Here is a 17,757-nt window from a genome sequence, read left to right on the forward strand (position 1 = left end):
GGGTGTCATCGGCAAGCGCGTACACTGTGCGCCGTTTTCAGGAGCCGTCCCCCAAGGAGAAGATGCATGCGTACTTCGCAGCGGATCGTCAGCGGCGTGCTCGCCGCCACCCTGCTCGCCCAGCTGAGCGGCTGCGGCACCCTGTTCTATCCCGATCGCCGCGGCCAGCTGAAAGGCCAGATCGACCCGGCCATCGCCGCACTGGACGCCATCGGCATCCTGTTCTTCGTGATTCCTGGACTGATCGCCTTCGCCATCGACTTCGGCACCGGCGCCATCTACCTGCCGGAAGGGCGCTACTCGGTGGCGCCGGAGCGCCTGCAGGAAGCCGTCGGCAGCGATGGCCGCGTCGATCCTGTCCGCCTGCGCGCCATCCTCCAACAGGAGCTGGCCCGCGACCTGCCGCTGGACGACCCGCGCCTGATCCGCCATGGCGGCAGCGTCGAACAGCTGGCCGCCTACGGCCTGCCCCCGGCCGCCTGAGGAGTCCCACTATGAGTCTGAGCCGCGAACACGGCCGCCTGATGCGCCTGGCCTCGGCTGCCGCCCTGGCCACCGCCCTGACCCTGGTGGCCGCCAAGGCCGTCGCTTGGTGGCTGAGCGGCTCGGTCAGCCTGCTCGCCGGTCTTACCGACTCCCTGCTCGACGGCGCCGCCTCGCTGGTCAACCTGATCGCGGTGCACTACGCGCTGCAGCCGGCCGACGAAAACCACCGCTACGGCCACGGCAAGGCCGAGGCGCTGGCCGGTCTCGGCCAGGCGGTGTTCATCGCCATCAGCGCGGTGCTGGTCGGCATCCGCGGCTTCGAGCGTCTGCAGGAGCCGCAGCCGGTCGAGGCGACCGGGGTCGGCGTGGCGGTGATCCTGCTGTCGCTGGCGATGACCTTCGGCCTGCTGCTGTTCCAGCGCCACGTGGTCAAGGTCACCGGCTCCACGGCGATCCGCGCCGACTCGCTGCACTACGCCTCGGACCTGCTGCTCAACGCCAGCATCCTCGCCGCCCTGCTGCTCGCCGCCTGGGGCTGGCAGCGCGCCGACGCGCTGTTCGGCATCGGCATCGCCCTGTACATCCTGTGGAGCGCGCTGGGCATCGTCCGCGAGTCAGCATCGGTGCTGATGGACGAGGAGCTGCCGCTGGAAACCAGCGAGCGCATGCTGCTGCTGGCGCAGAGCGTGCCCGGCGTGCTCGGCGCCCACGACCTGCGCACGCGCATGTCCGGCACCCACTGGTTCGTCCAACTGCACCTCGACCTGCCGGCCAGCCTGACCCTGCAGCAGGCCCACGACCTCTGCGAGGCGGCCGAGCTGGCCATCCGCGCCGAGTTCCCGCGCGCCGAGGTGCTGGTGCACGCCGACCCGCAGCACTGAGCCTGCGCGCGGACAAGAAGAAGGGGCCTGACGGCCCCTTCAAGGTGGTTTCTTCCGGAGTGCGGCGGCGGGTGGCTGCCTGCTCTGCGCAGCGCCTGGTGGGCGGTGCGGGCCTGGGACCGCGACCTCGTGGGTCGGCGGCGGTGGCGCGGTGCCTGATTGGGCTCTGCGCGGGGTGAGCGTCCGGGCCGTGAAACTGATTCAAACTGTACGCTCGCCGATGCAGCAGGTGCTTGCGAAAATTGCACAGAATCCCAGCCCTTGCGCAAGTATCCGCCAATCAGTAAAAGATCAGCGCAATATTTACACAACGAACCATCACCATGAGCAAGCTCGACCGCTACGACCTGCGCATCCTCGCCGAACTGCAGCGCGATGCACGCATCTCCAACCAGGAGCTGGCCGAGCGCATCGGCCTGTCGCCCTCGCCCTGTTCGCGGCGAGTCAGACAACTGGAGGACGACGGCTACATCCTGCGCCAGGTCGCCCTGCTCGACCGCAAGAAGCTCGGCCTGACCCTCACCGTCTACGTGCTGGTCGGCATGGACCGTCACACCCCGGAGCGCTTCGCCCACTTCGAGTCGGTGATCCGCCAGTGCCCGCAGGTGCTGGAGTGCAGCCTGGTCACCGGCATGGAGGCGGACTATCAGCTCAAGGTGGTGGTGCCGGACATGGATCACTACCAGCAGTTCCTGCTCGGCACCCTGACCCGCATCGAGGGGGTATCCAGCGTGCGTTCGAGCTTCGTGCTCAACCAGGTGCTGGCCGGCACCGAGCTGCCGCTGGAGCACCTGCGCTGACCAGCGGCGCTACCGGCCGACGGTTTTGTGACGCTGTCGCATTTTTGAATTTGCCCGCACCAGCGGAGGGTCTATAATCCGCCCGCGTTTTTGTACGCATGCCTGCGTGGCCTGATAGATATAACAACATCGCCCACCCCCTGATCGCTTTCAGACAATCCTGCAGGAGGGATGATGGACCCCGAAGTATTCGAACACTGGATGATGACCGGCCTCATCGTGGCTCTGGTCGGTTTCATGGCTTTCATCGTCTGGGATCTGGCGAAAAAATCCAATGCCGGCAAGTTCGGCACCGCGATTCTCTTCTTTGCCCTCGGTTTGGGCGTACTCGGCTTCGTCATCAAGAGCCTGGTGATCGGCAGCCTCGAAGGCATGTAACCCCCGAAGCACCCGCAAGGCCTTCCCCTGTCGCCAGGATGACGCGACGGGGTGAGCGCCTATTGCCCCGAAGGATAATCATGACCCCCGCCAACCGTGTGATGCAGAGTTACGGACGCTGCTGCGCCAGCCCGAACTTCTTCGATACCTTCTACCAGCACTTCCTTTCCAGTTCGCCGGCGATTCGCGAAAAGTTCACCAACACCGACATGACCGCGCAGAAGCACCTGCTGCGCGCGGGCATCCTCAACCTGGTGCTGTACGCCCGCGGCATGTCCGACACCAAGCTGCGCGCCCTCGGCCAGAGCCATTCGCGCGAAGGCTTCGACATCCGCCCGGAACTCTACGACCTGTGGCTGGACTCGCTGCTGCTGGCGGTCAAGCAGCATGACGCCCAAGCCGCCCAGGAAGACCTGATCGCCTGGCGCGAAGTGCTGGGCAAGGGCATCAACCTGATCAAGTCGTTCTACTGATCGATGTCCTCGCGGGTGGCGCGGGTCGTGCAGCGACCGCCCCACCCGCCTCCCGCGGCGCAGCCCTCACAGCTGCGCCGGCACCTCCCGCCACTCTCCTGGCGCCAGGCCGTCCAGGCTCCACGGCCCGATGCGCACCCGCACCAGACGCAGGGTCGGCAGCCCCACCGCGGCGGTCATGCGCCGCACCTGGCGGTTGCGCCCCTCGCGGATCACCAGCTCCAGCCAGCAGGTCGGCACGCTCTTGCGAAAACGCACCGGCGGATCGCGCTCCCACAGCGCCGGCGTGTCGATGCGCCGCGCCTCGGCCGGCAGGGTCGGCCCGTCGTTGAGCTCGACCCCGGCGCGCAGGCGCGCCAGTTGCTCCTCGCTCGCCTCGCCCTCCACCTGCACCCAGTAGGTCTTCGCCAGCTTGTGCTTCGGATCGGCGATGCGCGCCTGCAGGCGGCCGTCGTTGGTCAGCAGCAGCAGGCCCTCGCTGTCGCGGTCCAGGCGCCCGGCCGGATAGACGCCGGGCACCGGAACGAAGTCCTTGAGGGTGGCGCGGCCGTCGGCGTCGGCGAACTGGGTCAGCACGTCGAACGGCTTGTTGAGCAGGATCAGTCTCGGCTCGAGCGGCGGCGCCTTGGCCTGACGGCGCTGCGGCTTGGCGGGGACCTGACGCGGCCCGCTACGTCCCGCAGCGGACGGCTTGCGCGGCGGACGGGCCATCACAGGCTGTCACGCAGCCGGCGGCTGCAGCAGTTCTGGTAGCGCCTGCCGCTCCGGCACGGGCACGGGCTGTTGCCGCTGCCGCCCAGCTCCAGCCAGCCCTCCAGGCGCTCGCGGGTCTGCTGCAGGGTGTCCCAGCTCGCCTCGTCCAGCCCCGGCCGCCCGAGGGCGGCGCAGACCTTCAGGTAGTCGCCCAGCAGGGCGTCGCGCTCCAGGCTCTGGTAGCGCGGGGCCACCGGCACGCCTTCGTAGCGGCGCGCCGGATCGGGCAGGAACAACAGGGTGCGGCGGTCGGGCAGCACGTTCCACAGCCGGCCGTCGGCCGCGCGCCAGCAGGCCGTGAAGCAGGCACGCAGCGCCTTGCCCGACCACTCCTCCAGACACCAGCCATCGACCCGCGCACCACCGAGCGCGCTCACCGCGCGACCGACCGAGTACCAGGGCTCGCCGGCGAGGCTTTCCGGCAGCGGCAGCGGCGCCGCCACCAGGGGGTCGGCGCCGGGCACCAGGGTGCGGGCGAAGCGGCGCAGGGGGTTGCTGTAACGGGCGGGATCGACAAAGGCCATGACGGGTTCGCAGGACGGCGCCCCACGGCTCGCACAGGAGCCGCCGCCGACGGGCGGTGCGGGCTGAGGGGCGCATTCTAGCAGCGCCGGCCCCTCAGTCGAGCGCCTGCAGCCGGCTGCGCGCCAGCAGCGCGGCCACCGCCACGCCGCGCGGCAGGCAGCCGTAGGTCAGCGCCGGGGCGTCCAGGCGCGCGGCGAGGAAGGCGTCGCCGACCACCTGCGGCGCGCCCTGCAGCAGCAGGCCGGCCTGCAGCGCCACGGCGATCTCGCCGGCCAGCTGGCGGGCGCGGTACTCGAGGCCGTCGCGATCCTGCAGGGCGTGCTTGAGGCGCAGCACCAGCGCCCTGAGGCGCGCCTCGCCGTGGCCGTCGGCCAGCTCGGCGAACAGCGCCTCGGCCACCCCGGGCGTCTTCAGCGCGCGCAGCACGTCGAGGCACTGCACGTTGCCCGAACCCTCCCAGATCGAGTTGACCGGCGCTTCGCGGTACAGCCGCGGCAGGATGCTCTCCTCGACGTAGCCGGCGCCGCCCAGGCATTCCTGCGCCTCGTGGACGAAGGCCGGCGCGCGCTTGCACACCCAGTACTTGCCCACCGCAGTGAGCAGGCGGGCGAAGTGGCGCTCCTGCTCGTCCTCCGGACGCTCCAGGGCGTGGCCCAGGCGCAGGCTCAGCGCCAGCGCCGCCTCGGACTCCAGCGCCAGGTCGGCCAGCACGTTCTGCATCAGCGGCTGCGCCGCCAGCACGCGGCCGCCGACCTGGCGCTGCGCGCAGTGGTGCAGGGCCTGGCTGAGCGCCTGGCGCATCAGCGCCGCCGAGCCGGTCATGCAGTCGAAGCGGGTCAGCGCCACCATCTCCAGCACGGTGGCGATGCCGCGGCCCTCCGCGCCGACCATCCAGGCCTGCGCGCCGTGGAACTCGAGTTCCGCCGAAGCGTTGCTGCGGTTGCCCAGCTTGTCCTTGAGGCGCTGGATGTGGATGCGGTTGTGGCTGCCGTCCGGGCGCAGGCGCGGCAGCAGGAAGCAACTCAGCCCGCCTTCGGCCTGCGCCAGGGTGAGGAAGCCGTCGGACATCGGCGCCGAGCAGAACCACTTGTGGCCGAGCAGCTCGTAGGCCTGCCCCGGGCCGCGCGCACCGACGGCGAAGGCGCGCGTGCTGTTGGCACGCAGATCCGAGCCGCCCTGCTTCTCGGTCAGCGCCATGCCGAGGGTCAGGCCGCGCTTGTCGGCGACCGGCAGCGGCCGCGGATCGTAGTCGAGGCTGAGCAGGCCGGGCAGCCAGGCCTCGCCCAGTTCGCCCTGACGACGCAGCACGGCGATGCCGGCGTGGGTCATGGTCAGCGGGCAGGCGCTGCCGGCCTCGGCCTGGTTGTGCAGGTAGAACAGCCCGGCGCGCAGCACCTGGGCGCCGGGGCGCGGCTCGCGCCAGGGCAGCGCATGCAGGCCGTGGGCGATGCCGGCCTGCATCAGCCGGTGCCAGGCGGGATGGAACTCCACCTGGTCGAGGCGGTGGCCATAGCGGTCGTGGCTGTGCAGCTCGGGAGCATGGCGGTTGGCGGCGAAGCCGGCCACCAGCAACTCCCCGCCGCTCAGCTCGCCGTATTCGGCCAGCCGCGCCGCCCCCCAGTCGGCGCCGAAGCGCTGCAGCCACTCCTGCAGCGGGCGGTCGCCGCGGTACAGGTTGGCGCCGTCCAGCGGCGTCGGCTGGTTGGTCACGGTATGGGTTTCCACGCAGTGCTCGGGAGTCATCGTCCACCTCCTGCCGTTGCATGCCTTGCAGTGAAGCAGAAGCGCGGCGCGCCGCCCGGGCAGGCGGTCGACTTTGGTGGTAAGCTCGGCAGCCATGAACCGATACCCTTCCCGTCCCGTCGTCCTCTGCCTGTCCGGCCACGATCCCAGTGGCGGCGCCGGCCTGCAGGCGGACATCGAGGCCCTGCTCGCCCAGGGCTGCCACGCCGCTCCGGCGGTCACCGCGCTGACCGTGCAGGACACCGTAGACGTCAGCGACTTCCGCGTCCTCGACCGTGCCTGGGTGCTGGCCCAGGCCAACGCGGTGATCGACGATCTGCCGGTCGCCGCGGTCAAGCTGGGCATGCTCGGCTCGCTGGAGATGGTCGACACCGTGGTCGAGATCATGGCCCGCCTGCCCGGCGTGCCGCTGGTCTGCGACCCGGTGCTGCGCGCCGGCGGCGGCGGTGCACTGGGCAAGGACGAGGTCGGCTACGCGATCCGCGAGCGCCTGCTGCCGCTGTGCCGCATCGCCACGCCCAACCTGCCGGAAGCGCGCATCCTCGCCGAGCTGCCGGAGGGCAGCGCCGACGAGTGCGCCGAAAAGCTGCTGCCGCTGTGCGAGCACCTGCTGATCACCGGCGGCCACGGCGACGAGCGCGAGGTGCACAACCGCCTGTACTCGCGCGACGGCAGCCGCCACGACTTCACCTGCGCGCGCCTGCCGGGCAGCTACCACGGCTCCGGCTGCACCCTGGCCAGCACCCTGGCCGGCCGCCTGGCGCTGGGCGAGGAGCTGGTCAGCGCGGTGCGCTCGGCCCTCGCCTACACCTGGCGCACCCTGCGCGACGCCGAGCAGCCCGGCCGCGGCCAGTACGTGCCGCGCCGCCTGCCGCTGGATTTCTGCTCCTGATCCCCTGCCCGAGGAAAGCCCGCCGATGAAGCCGCTGCGCGGACTCTACGCCATCACCGACAGCCAGCTGCTGGCCGATGGCCGCCTGCTGCCCTACGTCGAGGCCGCCCTGCGCGGCGGCGCCCGGCTGCTGCAGTACCGCGACAAGTCCGGCGACGCCGCGCGGCGCCTGCGCGAGGCCGAGGCGCTGGCCGAGCTGTGCCTGCGCCACGGCGCCCGGCTGATCATCAACGACGACCTGGAGCTGGCCACCCGCCTGGGCGTCGGCCTGCACCTGGGCCAGGAGGACGGCTCGCTGTCCGCCGCGCGCGCCCTGCTCGGCCGCGAGGCGATCATCGGCGCCACCTGCCATGCGCGCCTGGAGCTGGCCGAGCAGGCCCGCCGGGACGGCGCCAGCTACCTGGCCTTCGGCCGCTTCTTCAATTCGCAGACCAAGCCCGGCGCGCCGGCCGCCACCCCCGAACTGCTCGACGAGGCGCGCGCGCGCTTCCGCCTGCCGCTGGTGGCCATCGGCGGCGTGACCCTGGACAGCGCCCCCGAGCTGATCGCCCGCGGCGCCAGCCTGGTCGCGGTGATCCACGCCCTGTTCGCCGCCCCGAATGCCGCCGAAGTCGAGCGCCGCGCGCACGCCTTCAGCCAACTGTTCGCCGACATCTGACCTTCCTTTCGAGAGACCCTTTCCATGTCCCGCTCCGAAATCCTGTTCAGCAACGCCCAGAAGCACATCCCCGGCGGCGTCAACTCGCCGGTGCGCGCCTTCCGCAGCGTCGGCGGCACTCCGCTGTTCTTCAAGCACGCCGAAGGCGCCTACGTCATCGACGAGGACGACAAGCGCTACGTCGACTACGTCGGCTCCTGGGGCCCGATGATCCTCGGCCACGGCCATCCGGAAGTGCTCGACGCGGTGCGCAGGCAGCTCGAGCACGGCCTGTCCTACGGCGCGCCGACCGCGCTGGAAGTGGAGATGGCCGAGCTGGTCTGCCAGCTGGTGCCGTCCATGGAGCTGGTGCGCATGGTCAGCTCCGGCACCGAGGCGACCATGAGCGCCATCCGCCTGGCCCGTGGCTACACCGGCCGCGACGCCATCATCAAGTTCGAGGGCTGCTACCACGGCCACTCCGACAGCCTGCTGGTCAAGGCCGGCTCCGGCGCGCTGACCCAGGGCGTGCCCAGCTCGGCGGGCGTGCCGGCCGACTTCGCCAGGCACACCCTGACCCTGCCCTACAACGACATCCAGGCCGTCGAGAAGACCCTGGCCGAAGTCGGCAAGGACGTGGCGTGCATCATCGTCGAGCCGGTGGCCGGCAACATGAACTGCGTGCCGCCGGCACCGGGCTTCCTCGAGGGCCTGCGCGCGCTGTGCGACGCGCACGGCGTGGTGCTGATCTTCGACGAGGTGATGACCGGCTTCCGCGTCGCCCTCGGCGGCGCCCAGGGCCACTACGGCATCAACCCGGACCTGTCGACCTTCGGCAAGATCGTCGGCGGCGGCATGCCGGTCGGCGCCTTCGGCGGCAAGCGCGCGATCATGGAATGCATCGCCCCGCTCGGCCCGGTCTACCAGGCCGGCACCCTGTCCGGCAACCCGCTGGCCATGGCCGCTGGCCTGACCACCCTCAGGCTGATCAGCCGTCCGGGCTTCCATGCCGAACTGAGCGACTACACTGCACGCATGCTCGACGGCCTGCAGCAGCGCGCCGCTGCCGCCGGCATCCCCTTCGTCACCACCCAGGTGGGCGGCATGTTCGGCCTGTACTTCAGCGAAGCCGCCGACATCGTCACCTTCGACGACGTGATGACCAGCGATGCCGAGCGCTTCAAGCGCTTCTTCCACCTGATGCTGGACGGCGGCGTGTACCTGGCACCGAGCGCCTTCGAGGCCGGCTTCACCTCCATCGCCCACGGCGAGGCCGAGCTGGCGATCACCCTCGACGCCGCCGAGCGCGCCTTCGCCGCCCTCAGGGGCTGAGCGTCGCGCTGTCCGCCACCCCCCTGCGGGTCGGCGGACAGCGCCAGCCGGCGGATACTGGCCAATGGCCGGCAGGAAAAGCCGCCGGCCCCCTGTCATGACCCGGCGGGTTATTCCATAATGGAGAACGTCGGCCCAGAGCCGACCGTGCCTCCGCCCGCCGAACCAGGAGAAGTCCGGATCGCCATGAACCGTGCTGGCTGCACCCTGCTGATGGGCTGCCTGTTGTCGATCAATCCGCTGCTCGGCCATGCCGAGAGCAACTCCCTGCTGATTCCGGCGACCAGTCGCTGCGTGCTCGACACCCAACCCCAGGATCTCGATCAGGCGCTGGCCCAGTGCCGCAGCCTCGCCGAGGGCGGCGACGCCCAGGCCCAGTTCGAACTCGGCGAATTCTTCCATGCCGGCCAGCCGCCACGCGACCTGCCGGAGGCGCTGCGCTGGTACGAGCAGGCCTCGCTGCAGGGCCATGCCCAGGCCCAGCTGCGCCTCGGCACCCTGTTCTGGCATGGCGAGGGCGTGCCGGCCAACAACGTGCAGGCCTACGTGGTGCTGAAGATGGCGGCGGTCAACGGCGCCGAAGAGGCGCTGGACAGTGCCGACGAGGTGGCCGAGGGCATGAGCCCCGAGCAGCTCGAGCAGGCCAACCGCGTGCTCGGCGAGATCTTCCGCAACTACCTGCAGGAGCTGCAGGCCAGCGACCTCGGCCCGCCGTTCGCTCCGCTGCGCTAAGCGCTAGGTGCGCAAGGTGGACGCCTCGCCTCGGCGCTTATCCACCGCTAGGACTGGCCAGACAGGAACGGTAGAAAATCGCTTCGCGAGTTTTCCACCCTACCCGACTACAGGCAATCCTCGACCACTCAACGCTCCGGCATCGGCGGCATGGGGAACGGCATCACGTTGCCGCCGCCCTTGGCCTCGCTGATCTTCGCCGTGCCCAGGCGCTCCACCTCGTCGATGCGGATGATCGCGTGCATCGGCACGAAGCTGCGCACCACGCCCTCGAACTGCGCCTTGAGCTTCTCCTCGCTGGGATCGACCACCACCTGGGTGCGTTCGCCGAAGACGAATTCCTCGATCTCCAGGAAGCCCCACAGGTCGCTCTGGTAGATGGCCTTGGCGTACATCTCGTACACCTGACCCTGGTTGAGGAAGATCACCTTGAAGATGGGGGCGGGCTTGCTCATGACTCTCCGGACCGACGGAACTGCGGGGCGCGAATCCTAGCACACCCGCCGGACCGCGAAGCCTAGGAAGCCCAGTCCCTGCCACCTATAATGCGCGGTCCTTGGACTTTCCCGACGAGCACCCATGGCCAAGAAGCTTTTCATCGAAACCCACGGCTGCCAGATGAACGAGTACGACAGCTCGCGCATGGCCGACCTGCTGGGCGAACACCAGGCCCTCGAACTCACCGAGAACCCGGCCGAAGCCGACGTGATCCTGCTCAATACCTGCTCGATCCGCGAGAAGGCCCAGGAGAAGGTGTTCTCCAAGCTCGGCGGCTGGCGCGAACTGAAGCGGCAGAACCCCGAGCTGGTGATCGGCGTCGGCGGCTGCGTGGCCAGCCAGGAAGGCGCGGCGATCCGCGAACGCGCGCCCTACGTCGACGTGGTGTTCGGCCCGCAGACCCTGCACCGCCTGCCGGAGATGATCGACGCCGCGCGCACCACCAGGAAGCCGCAGGTGGACATCTCCTTCCCGGAGATCGAGAAGTTCGACCGCCTGCCCGAGCCGCGCGTCGACGGCCCCAGCGCCTTCGTTTCGGTGATGGAAGGCTGCAGCAAGTACTGCACCTTCTGCGTGGTGCCCTACACCCGCGGCGAGGAGGTCAGCCGACCGCTGGCCGACGTGCTCGCCGAGATCGTCCACCTGGCCGAGCACGGCGTGCGCGAGGTGACTCTGCTCGGCCAGAACGTCAACGGCTACCGCGGCGACACCGGCGACGGCCGCATCGCCGACTTCGCCGAGCTGCTCTACGCGGTGGCGGCGATCGACGGCATCGACCGCATCCGCTACACCACCAGCCACCCGCTGGAGTTCTCCGACGCGCTGATCCAGGCCCACGCCGAGATTGCCAAGCTGGTCAAGTTCGTCCACCTGCCGGTGCAGGCGGGCTCCGACCGCATCCTCGCGGCGATGAAGCGCAACCACACCGCTCTGGAGTACAAGTCGCGCATCCGCAAGCTCAAGGCCGCGGTGCCGGACATGTGCATCAGCTCGGACTTCATCGTCGGCTTCCCCGGCGAGACCGACAGGGACTTCGAGCAGACCATGAAGCTGATCGAGGAGGTCGGCTTCGACTTCTCCTTCTCCTTCGTCTACAGCGCACGCCCCGGCACCCCGGCCGCGGACCTCGCCGACGACACTCCCGAGGAGATCAAGAAGCAGCGCCTGCAGATCCTCCAGGCGCGCATCCACCAGCAGGGCTTCGAGATCAGCCAGCGCATGGTCGGGACCACCCAGCGCATCCTGGTCAGCGACTACTCGAAGAAGGACCCGGGCATGCTGCAGGGCCGCACCGAGAACAACCGCATCGTCAACTTCCGTGCCGACAACCCGCGGCTGATCGGCCAGTTCGTCGACGTGCACATCGACGAGGCGCTGCCGCACTCGCTGCGCGGCAGCCTGGTCGACGAGGCCAGCTACTGATCCCCGCCCGCCGCGCGAGCGCGGCGGGCGCCTCCTGGCCAGTCCACCATCCGCCAATGCCGCGGCGCTTTCCCCCTCGGGGCGCTGCGGTTATTCTTCGTCCATCCCCCCCAGCCGAACGGCGGCCAACAGACGACCTTGAACGCTCCCCTGGAACACCACCGCTTCATCCTCGACCCCCTCGATGCCCGACGCTTCGCCAACCTCTGCGGCCAATTCGACGAGCACCTGCGCCTGATCGAACAGCGCCTGGGCATCGAGATCCGCAACCGTGGCAACCAGTTCGAACTGGTCGGCGACGCCCAGCGCAGCCACACCGCCGAGAACCTGCTGCGCCGCCTGTACCGCGAGACCCACGCTACCGAGCTGACCCCGGAACTGGTCCACCTGTTCCTCCAGGAGTCCGGTCTCGAGGATCTGGCCGTGCCCGGCCAGACGCCGAGCGTCACCCTGAAGACCCGCAAGGCGCACATCACCCCGCGCGGCGCCAACCAGCAGCGCTACGTCAAGGCGATCCTCGACAACGACATCAACTTCGGCATTGGCCCGGCCGGCACCGGCAAGACCTACCTCGCCGTGGCCTGCGCGGTGGATGCCCTGGAGCGCGAGCAGGTGCGGCGCATCCTGCTGGTGCGTCCGGCGGTGGAAGCCGGCGAGAAGCTCGGCTTCCTGCCCGGCGACCTGGCGCAGAAGATCGACCCCTACCTGCGCCCGCTGTACGACGCTCTCTACGAAATGATGGGCTTCGAGCAGGTGGCCAAGCTGATCGAGAAGCAGGTGATCGAGATCGCCCCGCTGGCCTACATGCGCGGGCGCACCCTGAACAACAGCTTCATCATCCTCGACGAGAGCCAGAACACCACCCTGGAGCAGATGAAGATGTTCCTCACCCGGATCGGCTTCGGCTCGACCGCGGTGATCACCGGCGACGTCACCCAGGTCGACCTGCCGCGCGGCACCAAGTCGGGTCTGGCCCACGTCATCGAGGTGCTGCGCGACGTGCCGGGGATCAGCTTCACCCACTTCAAGGCCAAGGATGTGGTGCGCCATCCGCTGGTGCAGCGCATCGTCGAGGCCTACGACCGCCACGAGCAGCGCCTGCAGGGCAAGGCCGCCGAGCGCACCGAGGACAGCCGCCATGCAGGTTGAACTGGATCTGCAACTGGCCAGCACGGCCGCCGAGCTGCCCGGCGAGGCGCAGCTGCGCCGCTGGTGCGAACTGGCCCTGCGCCAGCGTACGGCGCCCTCGGAGCTGACCATCCGCATCGTCGACGAGGCGGAGGGCCGCGAGCTCAACCGCACCTGGCGCGGCAAGGACTACGCCACCAACGTGCTGTCCTTTCCCGCCGAGGTCCCCGAAGGCATCCTGGATATCCCGCTGCTCGGCGACCTGGTGATCTGCGCCCAGGTGGTGGCACGCGAGGCGGCTGAACAGGGCAAGGCGGCGGACGCTCACTGGGCGCACCTGACCATCCACGGCTGCCTGCACCTGCTGGGCTACGACCACATCGACGACGACGAAGCCGAGGAGATGGAAGCCCTGGAACGCCAGCTGCTGGCCGAACTCGGCTACCCCGATCCCTACGCGAGCGACGAAGAGTAAGGACACATGAGCGACGACCGATCGAGCCAGGGGCAGAAGTCCTGGCTGGAAAGAATCACCCAGGCTTTTGCCCATGAGCCGAAGAACCGCGAGGAGCTGATCGAGGTCCTGCGCGACGCCCATGACAACAAACTGCTCGACACCGAGGCGCTGGCGATCGTCGAGGGCGCCATCCAGGTCGCCGACCTGCAGGTGCGCGACATCATGATCCCGCGCTCGCAGATCATCAGCATCAAGGCCTGCCAGAACCCGCAGGAGTTCCTCCCGGCGGTGATCGAGGCGGCCCACTCGCGCTACCCGGTGATCGGCGAGAACCTCGACGAGGTGCTCGGCATCCTGCTGGCCAAAGACCTGCTGCCGCTGCTGCTGCACGGCAACGAGCAGTCCTTCGACCTGCAGAAGCTGCTGCGCCCGGCCACCTACGTGCCCGAATCCAAGCGCCTCAACGTGCTGCTGCGCGAGTTCCGCAGCACCCACAACCACATGGCCATCGTCATCGACGAATACGGCGGCGTCGCCGGTCTGGTGACCATCGAGGACGTGCTCGAGCAGATCGTCGGCGAGATCGAGGACGAGCACGACGTCGAGGAAGACAGCTTCATCAAGGCGCTGCCCAGCGGCGACTTCATCGTCAAGGCGCTGACCCCGGTGGACGAGTTCAACGAGTTCTTCGAGGCCGGCTTCTCCGAGGAGGAGTTCGACACCCTCGGCGGCGTGGTGATGAGCGCCTTCGGCCACCTGCCCAAGCGCGGCGAGACCATCGAGCTGGGCGACTTCCGCTTCCGCGTGCTCAACGCCGACAGCCGGCGCATCCACCTGCTGCGCCTGACCCCGCGGGCGCGCTGAGGCGCGGACGCTGATCGTCCCCACGCTCCGCGTGGGGATGCCACCCTGGACGCTCCGCGTCCAGCTACCCGCCCGCGCCCGGCTCCGCTAAGCTGCCCGCGCCTGTCTTTCGCCAAGGAATCTTCATGCGCTGGATCTCCCGTCCCGGCTGGCCCGGCCACCTGCTGGCCCTGGCCGCCGGCGCCCTCACCCCGCTGGCCCTCGCCCCCTGGAACCTGTGGCCGCTCGGCCTGCTGTCGCTGGCGCTGTTCTATCTCGGCCTGCGCTGCCTGGCCCCCGGCGCCGCCGCCGGCCGCGGCTGGCTGTACGGCTTCGGCGCCTTCGCCGCCGGCACCAGCTGGGTGTACGTCAGCATCCACGACTACGGCGCCGCCTCGCCGGCGCTGGCCGCGCTGCTGACCCTGGCGTTCTGCGCCGGCCTTGCGCTGTTCTTCGCCCTGCCGGCCTGGGCCTGGGCGAAGTGGCTGCGCCGCGAACGCGCGCCGCTGGCCGACGCGCTGGCCTTCGCCGCCCTGTGGCTGGCCCAGGAGGCCCTTCGCGGCTGGCTGTTCACCGGTTTCCCGTGGCTGTACGTCGGCTACGCCCAGCTCGACGGCCCGCTGGCCGGCCTGGCGCCGCTCGGCGGCGTCTGGCTGCTGTCCTTCGCCATGGCGCTGACCGCCGCCCTGCTGGCCAACCTGCCGGCGCTGCTGCCGCGCGGGCGCTGCCTGCTGGGCGCCGCCGCGCTGCTCGCCGGCCTGTGGGGCAGTAGCCTGTGGTTCAAGGACCACCCCTGGACCACCCCGGCCGGCCCGGCGCTGAAGGTCGCCGCCATGCAGGGCAATGTCGCGCAGAACCTCAAGTGGGACCCCGAGCAGCTCAACGCCCAGCTCGCCCTGTACCGCGACCTGACCTTCGCCGAGGCGCCGGCCGACCTCTACGTCTGGCCGGAGACCGCGGTGCCGGTGCTCAAGGAATACGCCGAGGGCTACCTGGCGGTGATGGGCCGCTTCGCCAGCGAGCGCAATGCCGCACTGGTCACCGGCGTGCCGCTGCGCGAGAAGGACGACGCCGGCCGGGCGCGCTACTACAACGCCCTGCAGGTGGTCGGCCAGGGTGGCGGCACCTACCTCAAGCAGAAGCTGGTGCCGTTCGGCGAGTACGTGCCGCTGCAGGACGTGCTGCGCGGGCTGATCGCCTTCTTCGACCTGCCGATGTCCGACTTCGCCCGCGGCCCGGCCGACCAGGCGCTGCTGACGGCGCGCGGCTACCGCATCGCCCCCTACATCTGCTACGAGGTGGTCTATCCGGAGTTCGCCGCGAGTCTCGCCGCGCGGAGCGAGCTGCTGCTGACGGTGAGCAACGACGCCTGGTTCGGCACCTCGATCGGCCCGCTGCAGCACCTGCAGATGGCGCAGATGCGCGCTCTGGAGAGCGGCCGCTGGATGATCCGCGCCACCAACAACGGCGTCACCGCGCTGATCGACCCGTTCGGCCGGGTGCAGGCGCAGGTGCCGCAGTTCCAGCGCGCCGTGCTGCGCGGCGAGGTGGTGCCGATGCAGGGCCTGACGCCCTACCTGCAGTGGCGCGCCTGGCCGCTGGCCGGCGTCTGCGCCCTGCTGCTGGGCTGGACCGCGCTCACCGCGCGGCGCCAGCGCCGGCTGTTCACTGCCTTGAACTGAGGCGCCAGCCAGCAACAAAAAGGGCGACCCGCGGGTCGCCCTTTGCATTCCAGCGCTGACTGTAGGGTGGGTTACGGCCTGCGGCCTTACCCACCCTACACAGGACTCAGCCGATCTTGTGGCCGTGGGCCTGCTGGTCGGCGTGATAGGACGAGCGCACCAGCGGACCGGAGGCGACGTTCTTGAAGCCCATCTTCTCACCTTCCTCGGCGAACCAGGCGAAGGTGTCCGGATGGACGAAACGCTGCACCGGCAGGTGGCTGCGCGACGGCTGCAGATACTGGCCGAGGGTGAGCATGTCGATGTCGTGCTCGCGCATGCGCTGCATGGTCTCGATCACCTCCTCGTCGGTCTCGCCGAGGCCGAGCATCAGGCCCGACTTGGTCGGCACGCCCGGCACGCGCTTCTTGAACTCCTGCAGCAGGTCCAGCGACCACTCGAAGTCCGAGCCCGGGCGCGACGACTTGTACAGGCGCGGCACGGTTTCCAGGTTATGGTTGAAAACATCCGGCGGCTCGGTGGCGGTTATGTCGAGGGCAATCTCCATGCGCCCGCGGTAGTCCGGCACCAGGGTCTCCAGCTGCACGCTGGGCGACAGCGCGCGGATCTCGCGCAGGCAGTCGGCGAAGTGCTGGGCGCCGCCGTCGCGCAGGTCGTCGCGGTCCACCGAGGTGATCACCACGTACTTCAGGCGCAGGTCGGCGATGGCCAGCGCCAGGTTCTTCGGCTCGTCCGGATCCAGCGCGTTGGGCCGGCCGTGGCCGACGTCGCAGAACGGGCAGCGGCGGGTGCAGATGTCGCCCATGATCATGAAGGTGGCGGTGCCGCCGCTGAAGCACTCGCCGAGGTTCGGGCAGGAAGCTTCTTCGCACACGCTGTGCAGCTTGTGCTGGCGCAGCAGCTGCTTGATGCGCTCGACCTCGGGGGTGACCGGGATGCGCACGCGGATCCAGTCCGGCTTGCGCGGCAGCTCCTCGGTGGGAATGATCTTCACCGGAATGCGCGCGACCTTCTCGGCGCCGCGCAGCTTGACCCCGGCCTCGACCTTGGCCGGGCCCTTGGTGGTGTTGTCCACGGTACTCATGTCAGCTCCAGCCCTCCCGCGAGGGTCTCGTATTCAGCGTAGCCAAGCTGGCCGACCAGCTGGCGCACCAGCGCGGCACGCACTTCGGCGAGTTCGATCGGGCCCTGGGCCAGATCCTTGAGTTGGGTCATGGCCATGCCGGCATAGCCACAGGGATTGATGCGGCCGAACGGTTCCAGGTCCATGTCGACGTTGAGCGCCAGGCCATGGAAGGAGCGGCCGTGGCGGATGCGCAGGCCGAGCGAGGCGATCTTCGCCGCGCCGACGTAGACGCCGGGGGCGTCCGGCTTGGCATGGGCCTCGACGCCGTAGCCTTCGAGCAGGGCGACCAGGCTGGCCTCCATGCGGCTGACCAGTTCGCGCACGCCCAGATTCGAGCGGCGCACATCGAGCAGCAGGTAGGCGATCAGCTGGCCCGGGCCGTGGTAGGTCACCTGGCCGCCGCGGTCGGCCTGCACCACCGGGATGTCGCCGGGCATCAGCAGGTGCTCGGCCTTGCCGGCCTGGCCCTGGGTGAACACCGGTTCGTGCTCGAGCAGCCAGATCTCGTCCGGGGTGTCGGGGCCGCGCTCGTTGGTGAAGCGCTGCATCGCCTGCCAGGCCGGCAGGTAGGGCAGCCGGCCCAGCTCGCGCACCCGCAGGGGGCCCATCACAGCACCATGTGCACGCGGCCGGTGGCGCGCAGGTCGACGTGGATCGCCTGCAGCTGCTCGACGCCGGTGGCGCGGATCGCCAGCTGCACCGAGACGAAACGGCCGTTGCTGCTGTCGCGCAGGGTCAGGGTGGTGACGTCGAGGTCCGGCGCATGACGGCGGACGATGTCGATCACCAGGTCGGCGAAGCCCTCGCCGGCGTCGCCGATCACCTTGATCGGGTAGCCGTGGCAGGGAAATTCGATCTTCGGCGCCTGGACTTCGGTAGCGGAGGTCTTGGTATCGGTCATGGTCTCGACGGGCTTGTGGCCCGCAATGCCGGCGCCCCGGGGTCGGGGCGCCGCGCTCAGGTCAATGG

At 69.7% G+C, this 17,757-nt stretch carries 21 protein-coding genes; 14 read left to right on the top strand and 7 right to left on the bottom strand.

Annotation, left to right across the window (positions count from 1 at the left end; all coding sequences use genetic code 11):
- Nucleotides 1–66 precede the first annotated feature (66 nt).
- From SK095_RS11580 to SK095_RS11600, 5 genes are all read left to right on the top strand, one after another.
- Nucleotides 67–483 carry a polyribonucleotide nucleotidyltransferase gene (locus SK095_RS11580; protein WP_320546392.1) on the top strand — a complete coding sequence of 139 codons (417 nt, stop codon included), beginning with the start codon at nt 67–69 and terminating at the stop codon, nt 481–483.
- Nucleotides 484–494: 11 nt separating this feature from the next.
- Nucleotides 495–1,367: a cation diffusion facilitator family transporter gene (locus SK095_RS11585; RefSeq protein ID WP_320546393.1), complete on the top strand. Its 873-nt coding sequence runs from the start codon at nt 495–497 to the stop codon at nt 1,365–1,367.
- A gap of 323 nt (nt 1,368–1,690) precedes the next feature.
- Entirely contained in the window at nt 1,691–2,167 is a 477-nt protein-coding gene (locus SK095_RS11590) for an Lrp/AsnC family transcriptional regulator (RefSeq protein WP_136491735.1), read from the top strand.
- Between the two features lie 174 nt (nt 2,168–2,341).
- Nucleotides 2,342–2,545 carry a DUF2788 domain-containing protein gene (locus SK095_RS11595; RefSeq protein ID WP_136491736.1) on the top strand — a complete coding sequence of 68 codons (204 nt, stop codon included), beginning with the start codon at nt 2,342–2,344 and terminating at the stop codon, nt 2,543–2,545.
- An 80-nt stretch (nt 2,546–2,625) separates the two neighbouring features.
- Nucleotides 2,626–3,018 carry a globin gene (locus SK095_RS11600; RefSeq protein WP_136491737.1) on the top strand — a complete coding sequence of 131 codons (393 nt, stop codon included), beginning with the start codon at nt 2,626–2,628 and terminating at the stop codon, nt 3,016–3,018.
- 66 nt (nt 3,019–3,084) lie between these two features.
- Here SK095_RS11600 and SK095_RS11605 read toward each other — a convergent pair whose 3' ends face one another.
- The 3 genes from SK095_RS11605 to SK095_RS11615 all read right to left on the bottom strand — a co-directional run bounded on the left by SK095_RS11605 (nt 3,085) and on the right by SK095_RS11615 (nt 6,039).
- A complete protein-coding gene (locus SK095_RS11605; RefSeq protein WP_320546394.1) occupies nt 3,085–3,729 on the bottom strand; it encodes a pseudouridine synthase in 645 nt (214 codons plus the stop codon).
- Nucleotides 3,729–4,295: an SEC-C domain-containing protein gene (locus SK095_RS11610; RefSeq protein ID WP_320546395.1), complete on the bottom strand. Its 567-nt coding sequence runs from the start codon at nt 4,293–4,295 to the stop codon at nt 3,729–3,731. The genes SK095_RS11605 and SK095_RS11610 overlap by 1 nt, the downstream gene beginning before the upstream one ends.
- A gap of 94 nt (nt 4,296–4,389) precedes the next feature.
- The gene (locus tag SK095_RS11615; protein WP_320546396.1) at nt 4,390–6,039 is read right to left on the bottom strand and encodes an acyl-CoA dehydrogenase family protein; all 1,650 of its coding nucleotides are present in this window, start codon (nt 6,037–6,039) and stop codon (nt 4,390–4,392) included.
- A gap of 94 nt (nt 6,040–6,133) precedes the next feature.
- Here SK095_RS11615 and SK095_RS11620 point away from each other — a divergent pair, with 94 nt between their 5' ends.
- From SK095_RS11620 to SK095_RS11635, 4 genes are all read left to right on the top strand, one after another.
- Complete coding sequence (locus SK095_RS11620) at nt 6,134–6,931, top strand: hydroxymethylpyrimidine/phosphomethylpyrimidine kinase (RefSeq protein ID WP_201487885.1); 798 nt, start codon at nt 6,134–6,136, stop codon at nt 6,929–6,931.
- Nucleotides 6,932–6,956: 25 nt separating this feature from the next.
- On the top strand, nt 6,957–7,589 hold the full coding sequence (thiE, locus tag SK095_RS11625) for a thiamine phosphate synthase (protein WP_320546397.1): 633 nt from the start codon (nt 6,957–6,959) through the stop codon (nt 7,587–7,589).
- 24 nt (nt 7,590–7,613) lie between these two features.
- Nucleotides 7,614–8,900, top strand: a complete 1,287-nt coding sequence (gene hemL, locus SK095_RS11630; protein ID WP_320546398.1) for a glutamate-1-semialdehyde 2,1-aminomutase — start codon at nt 7,614–7,616, stop codon at nt 8,898–8,900.
- A 186-nt stretch (nt 8,901–9,086) separates the two neighbouring features.
- Complete coding sequence (locus tag SK095_RS11635; protein WP_136490756.1) at nt 9,087–9,632, top strand: tetratricopeptide repeat protein; 546 nt, start codon at nt 9,087–9,089, stop codon at nt 9,630–9,632.
- 128 nt (nt 9,633–9,760) lie between these two features.
- Here the strand turns inward: SK095_RS11635 and SK095_RS11640 are convergent, their stop codons facing one another.
- Nucleotides 9,761–10,087, bottom strand: coding sequence for a DUF1820 family protein (locus SK095_RS11640; RefSeq protein WP_201487882.1), 327 nt, complete (start codon nt 10,085–10,087; stop codon nt 9,761–9,763).
- A 124-nt stretch (nt 10,088–10,211) separates the two neighbouring features.
- On the opposite strand from SK095_RS11640, the gene miaB reads away from it, so the two are divergent.
- From miaB to lnt, 5 genes are all read left to right on the top strand, one after another.
- Nucleotides 10,212–11,552, top strand: a complete 1,341-nt coding sequence (gene miaB / locus SK095_RS11645) for a tRNA (N6-isopentenyl adenosine(37)-C2)-methylthiotransferase MiaB (protein WP_320546399.1) — start codon at nt 10,212–10,214, stop codon at nt 11,550–11,552.
- A gap of 138 nt (nt 11,553–11,690) precedes the next feature.
- Nucleotides 11,691–12,701 (top strand): PhoH family protein, encoded by a 1,011-nt coding sequence (locus SK095_RS11650; protein WP_320546400.1) that lies wholly within the window; start codon nt 11,691–11,693, stop codon nt 12,699–12,701.
- Nucleotides 12,691–13,155 (top strand): rRNA maturation RNase YbeY, encoded by a 465-nt coding sequence (gene ybeY / locus SK095_RS11655; protein ID WP_201487879.1) that lies wholly within the window; start codon nt 12,691–12,693, stop codon nt 13,153–13,155. The genes SK095_RS11650 and ybeY overlap by 11 nt, the downstream gene beginning before the upstream one ends.
- 6 nt (nt 13,156–13,161) lie before the next feature.
- The gene (locus tag SK095_RS11660; protein ID WP_136490751.1) at nt 13,162–14,001 is read left to right on the top strand and encodes an HlyC/CorC family transporter; all 840 of its coding nucleotides are present in this window, start codon (nt 13,162–13,164) and stop codon (nt 13,999–14,001) included.
- A 125-nt stretch (nt 14,002–14,126) separates the two neighbouring features.
- Nucleotides 14,127–15,662, top strand: a complete 1,536-nt coding sequence (gene lnt / locus SK095_RS11665) for an apolipoprotein N-acyltransferase (RefSeq protein WP_320546401.1) — start codon at nt 14,127–14,129, stop codon at nt 15,660–15,662.
- Between the two features lie 106 nt (nt 15,663–15,768).
- On the opposite strand, the gene lipA is transcribed toward lnt, so the two are convergent.
- From lipA to SK095_RS11680, 3 genes are read right to left on the bottom strand one after another with little or no spacing between them, the layout of a single operon-like run.
- Nucleotides 15,769–16,746 (bottom strand): lipoyl synthase, encoded by a 978-nt coding sequence (gene lipA / locus SK095_RS11670; protein WP_090349475.1) that lies wholly within the window; start codon nt 16,744–16,746, stop codon nt 15,769–15,771.
- Complete coding sequence (lipB, locus tag SK095_RS11675) at nt 16,743–17,396, bottom strand: lipoyl(octanoyl) transferase LipB (protein ID WP_414153848.1); 654 nt, start codon at nt 17,394–17,396, stop codon at nt 16,743–16,745. The genes lipA and lipB overlap by 4 nt, the downstream gene beginning before the upstream one ends.
- Nucleotides 17,396–17,689, bottom strand: coding sequence for a DUF493 domain-containing protein (locus SK095_RS11680; protein ID WP_136490748.1), 294 nt, complete (start codon nt 17,687–17,689; stop codon nt 17,396–17,398). Before SK095_RS11680 ends, lipB begins: the two co-directional genes overlap by 1 nt.
- Nucleotides 17,690–17,757: the final 68 nt, after the last annotated feature.

Source organism: Pseudomonas sp. AN-1 (assembly GCF_034057115.1).
In the GTDB taxonomy this organism is placed as follows: domain Bacteria; phylum Pseudomonadota; class Gammaproteobacteria; order Pseudomonadales; family Pseudomonadaceae; genus Geopseudomonas.

Bases quoted from the DNA above. Each gene is read 5' to 3' on its own strand.
- SK095_RS11605 (WP_320546394.1), bottom strand. From the start codon at position 3,729: ATGGCCCGTCCGCCGCGCAAGCCGTCCGCTGCGGGACGTAGCGGGCCG.
- SK095_RS11595 (WP_136491736.1), top strand. From the start codon at position 2,342: ATGGACCCCGAAGTATTCGAACACTGGATGATGACCGGCCTCATCGTG.
- SK095_RS11590 (WP_136491735.1), top strand. From the start codon at position 1,691: ATGAGCAAGCTCGACCGCTACGACCTGCGCATCCTCGCCGAACTGCAG.
- SK095_RS11585 (WP_320546393.1), top strand. From the start codon at position 495: ATGAGTCTGAGCCGCGAACACGGCCGCCTGATGCGCCTGGCCTCGGCT.
- SK095_RS11580 (WP_320546392.1), top strand. From the start codon at position 67: ATGCGTACTTCGCAGCGGATCGTCAGCGGCGTGCTCGCCGCCACCCTG.
- SK095_RS11610 (WP_320546395.1), bottom strand. From the start codon at position 4,295: ATGGCCTTTGTCGATCCCGCCCGTTACAGCAACCCCCTGCGCCGCTTC.
- lipA (WP_090349475.1), bottom strand. From the start codon at position 16,746: ATGAGTACCGTGGACAACACCACCAAGGGCCCGGCCAAGGTCGAGGCC.
- SK095_RS11640 (WP_201487882.1), bottom strand. From the start codon at position 10,087: ATGAGCAAGCCCGCCCCCATCTTCAAGGTGATCTTCCTCAACCAGGGT.
- SK095_RS11600 (WP_136491737.1), top strand. From the start codon at position 2,626: ATGACCCCCGCCAACCGTGTGATGCAGAGTTACGGACGCTGCTGCGCC.
- ybeY (WP_201487879.1), top strand. From the start codon at position 12,691: ATGCAGGTTGAACTGGATCTGCAACTGGCCAGCACGGCCGCCGAGCTG.
- SK095_RS11615 (WP_320546396.1), bottom strand. From the start codon at position 6,039: ATGACTCCCGAGCACTGCGTGGAAACCCATACCGTGACCAACCAGCCG.
- SK095_RS11635 (WP_136490756.1), top strand. From the start codon at position 9,087: ATGAACCGTGCTGGCTGCACCCTGCTGATGGGCTGCCTGTTGTCGATC.
- lnt (WP_320546401.1), top strand. From the start codon at position 14,127: ATGCGCTGGATCTCCCGTCCCGGCTGGCCCGGCCACCTGCTGGCCCTG.
- SK095_RS11620 (WP_201487885.1), top strand. From the start codon at position 6,134: ATGAACCGATACCCTTCCCGTCCCGTCGTCCTCTGCCTGTCCGGCCAC.
- lipB (WP_414153848.1), bottom strand. From the start codon at position 17,396: ATGGGCCCCCTGCGGGTGCGCGAGCTGGGCCGGCTGCCCTACCTGCCG.
- hemL (WP_320546398.1), top strand. From the start codon at position 7,614: ATGTCCCGCTCCGAAATCCTGTTCAGCAACGCCCAGAAGCACATCCCC.
- thiE (WP_320546397.1), top strand. From the start codon at position 6,957: ATGAAGCCGCTGCGCGGACTCTACGCCATCACCGACAGCCAGCTGCTG.
- SK095_RS11660 (WP_136490751.1), top strand. From the start codon at position 13,162: ATGAGCGACGACCGATCGAGCCAGGGGCAGAAGTCCTGGCTGGAAAGA.
- miaB (WP_320546399.1), top strand. From the start codon at position 10,212: ATGGCCAAGAAGCTTTTCATCGAAACCCACGGCTGCCAGATGAACGAG.
- SK095_RS11680 (WP_136490748.1), bottom strand. From the start codon at position 17,689: ATGACCGATACCAAGACCTCCGCTACCGAAGTCCAGGCGCCGAAGATC.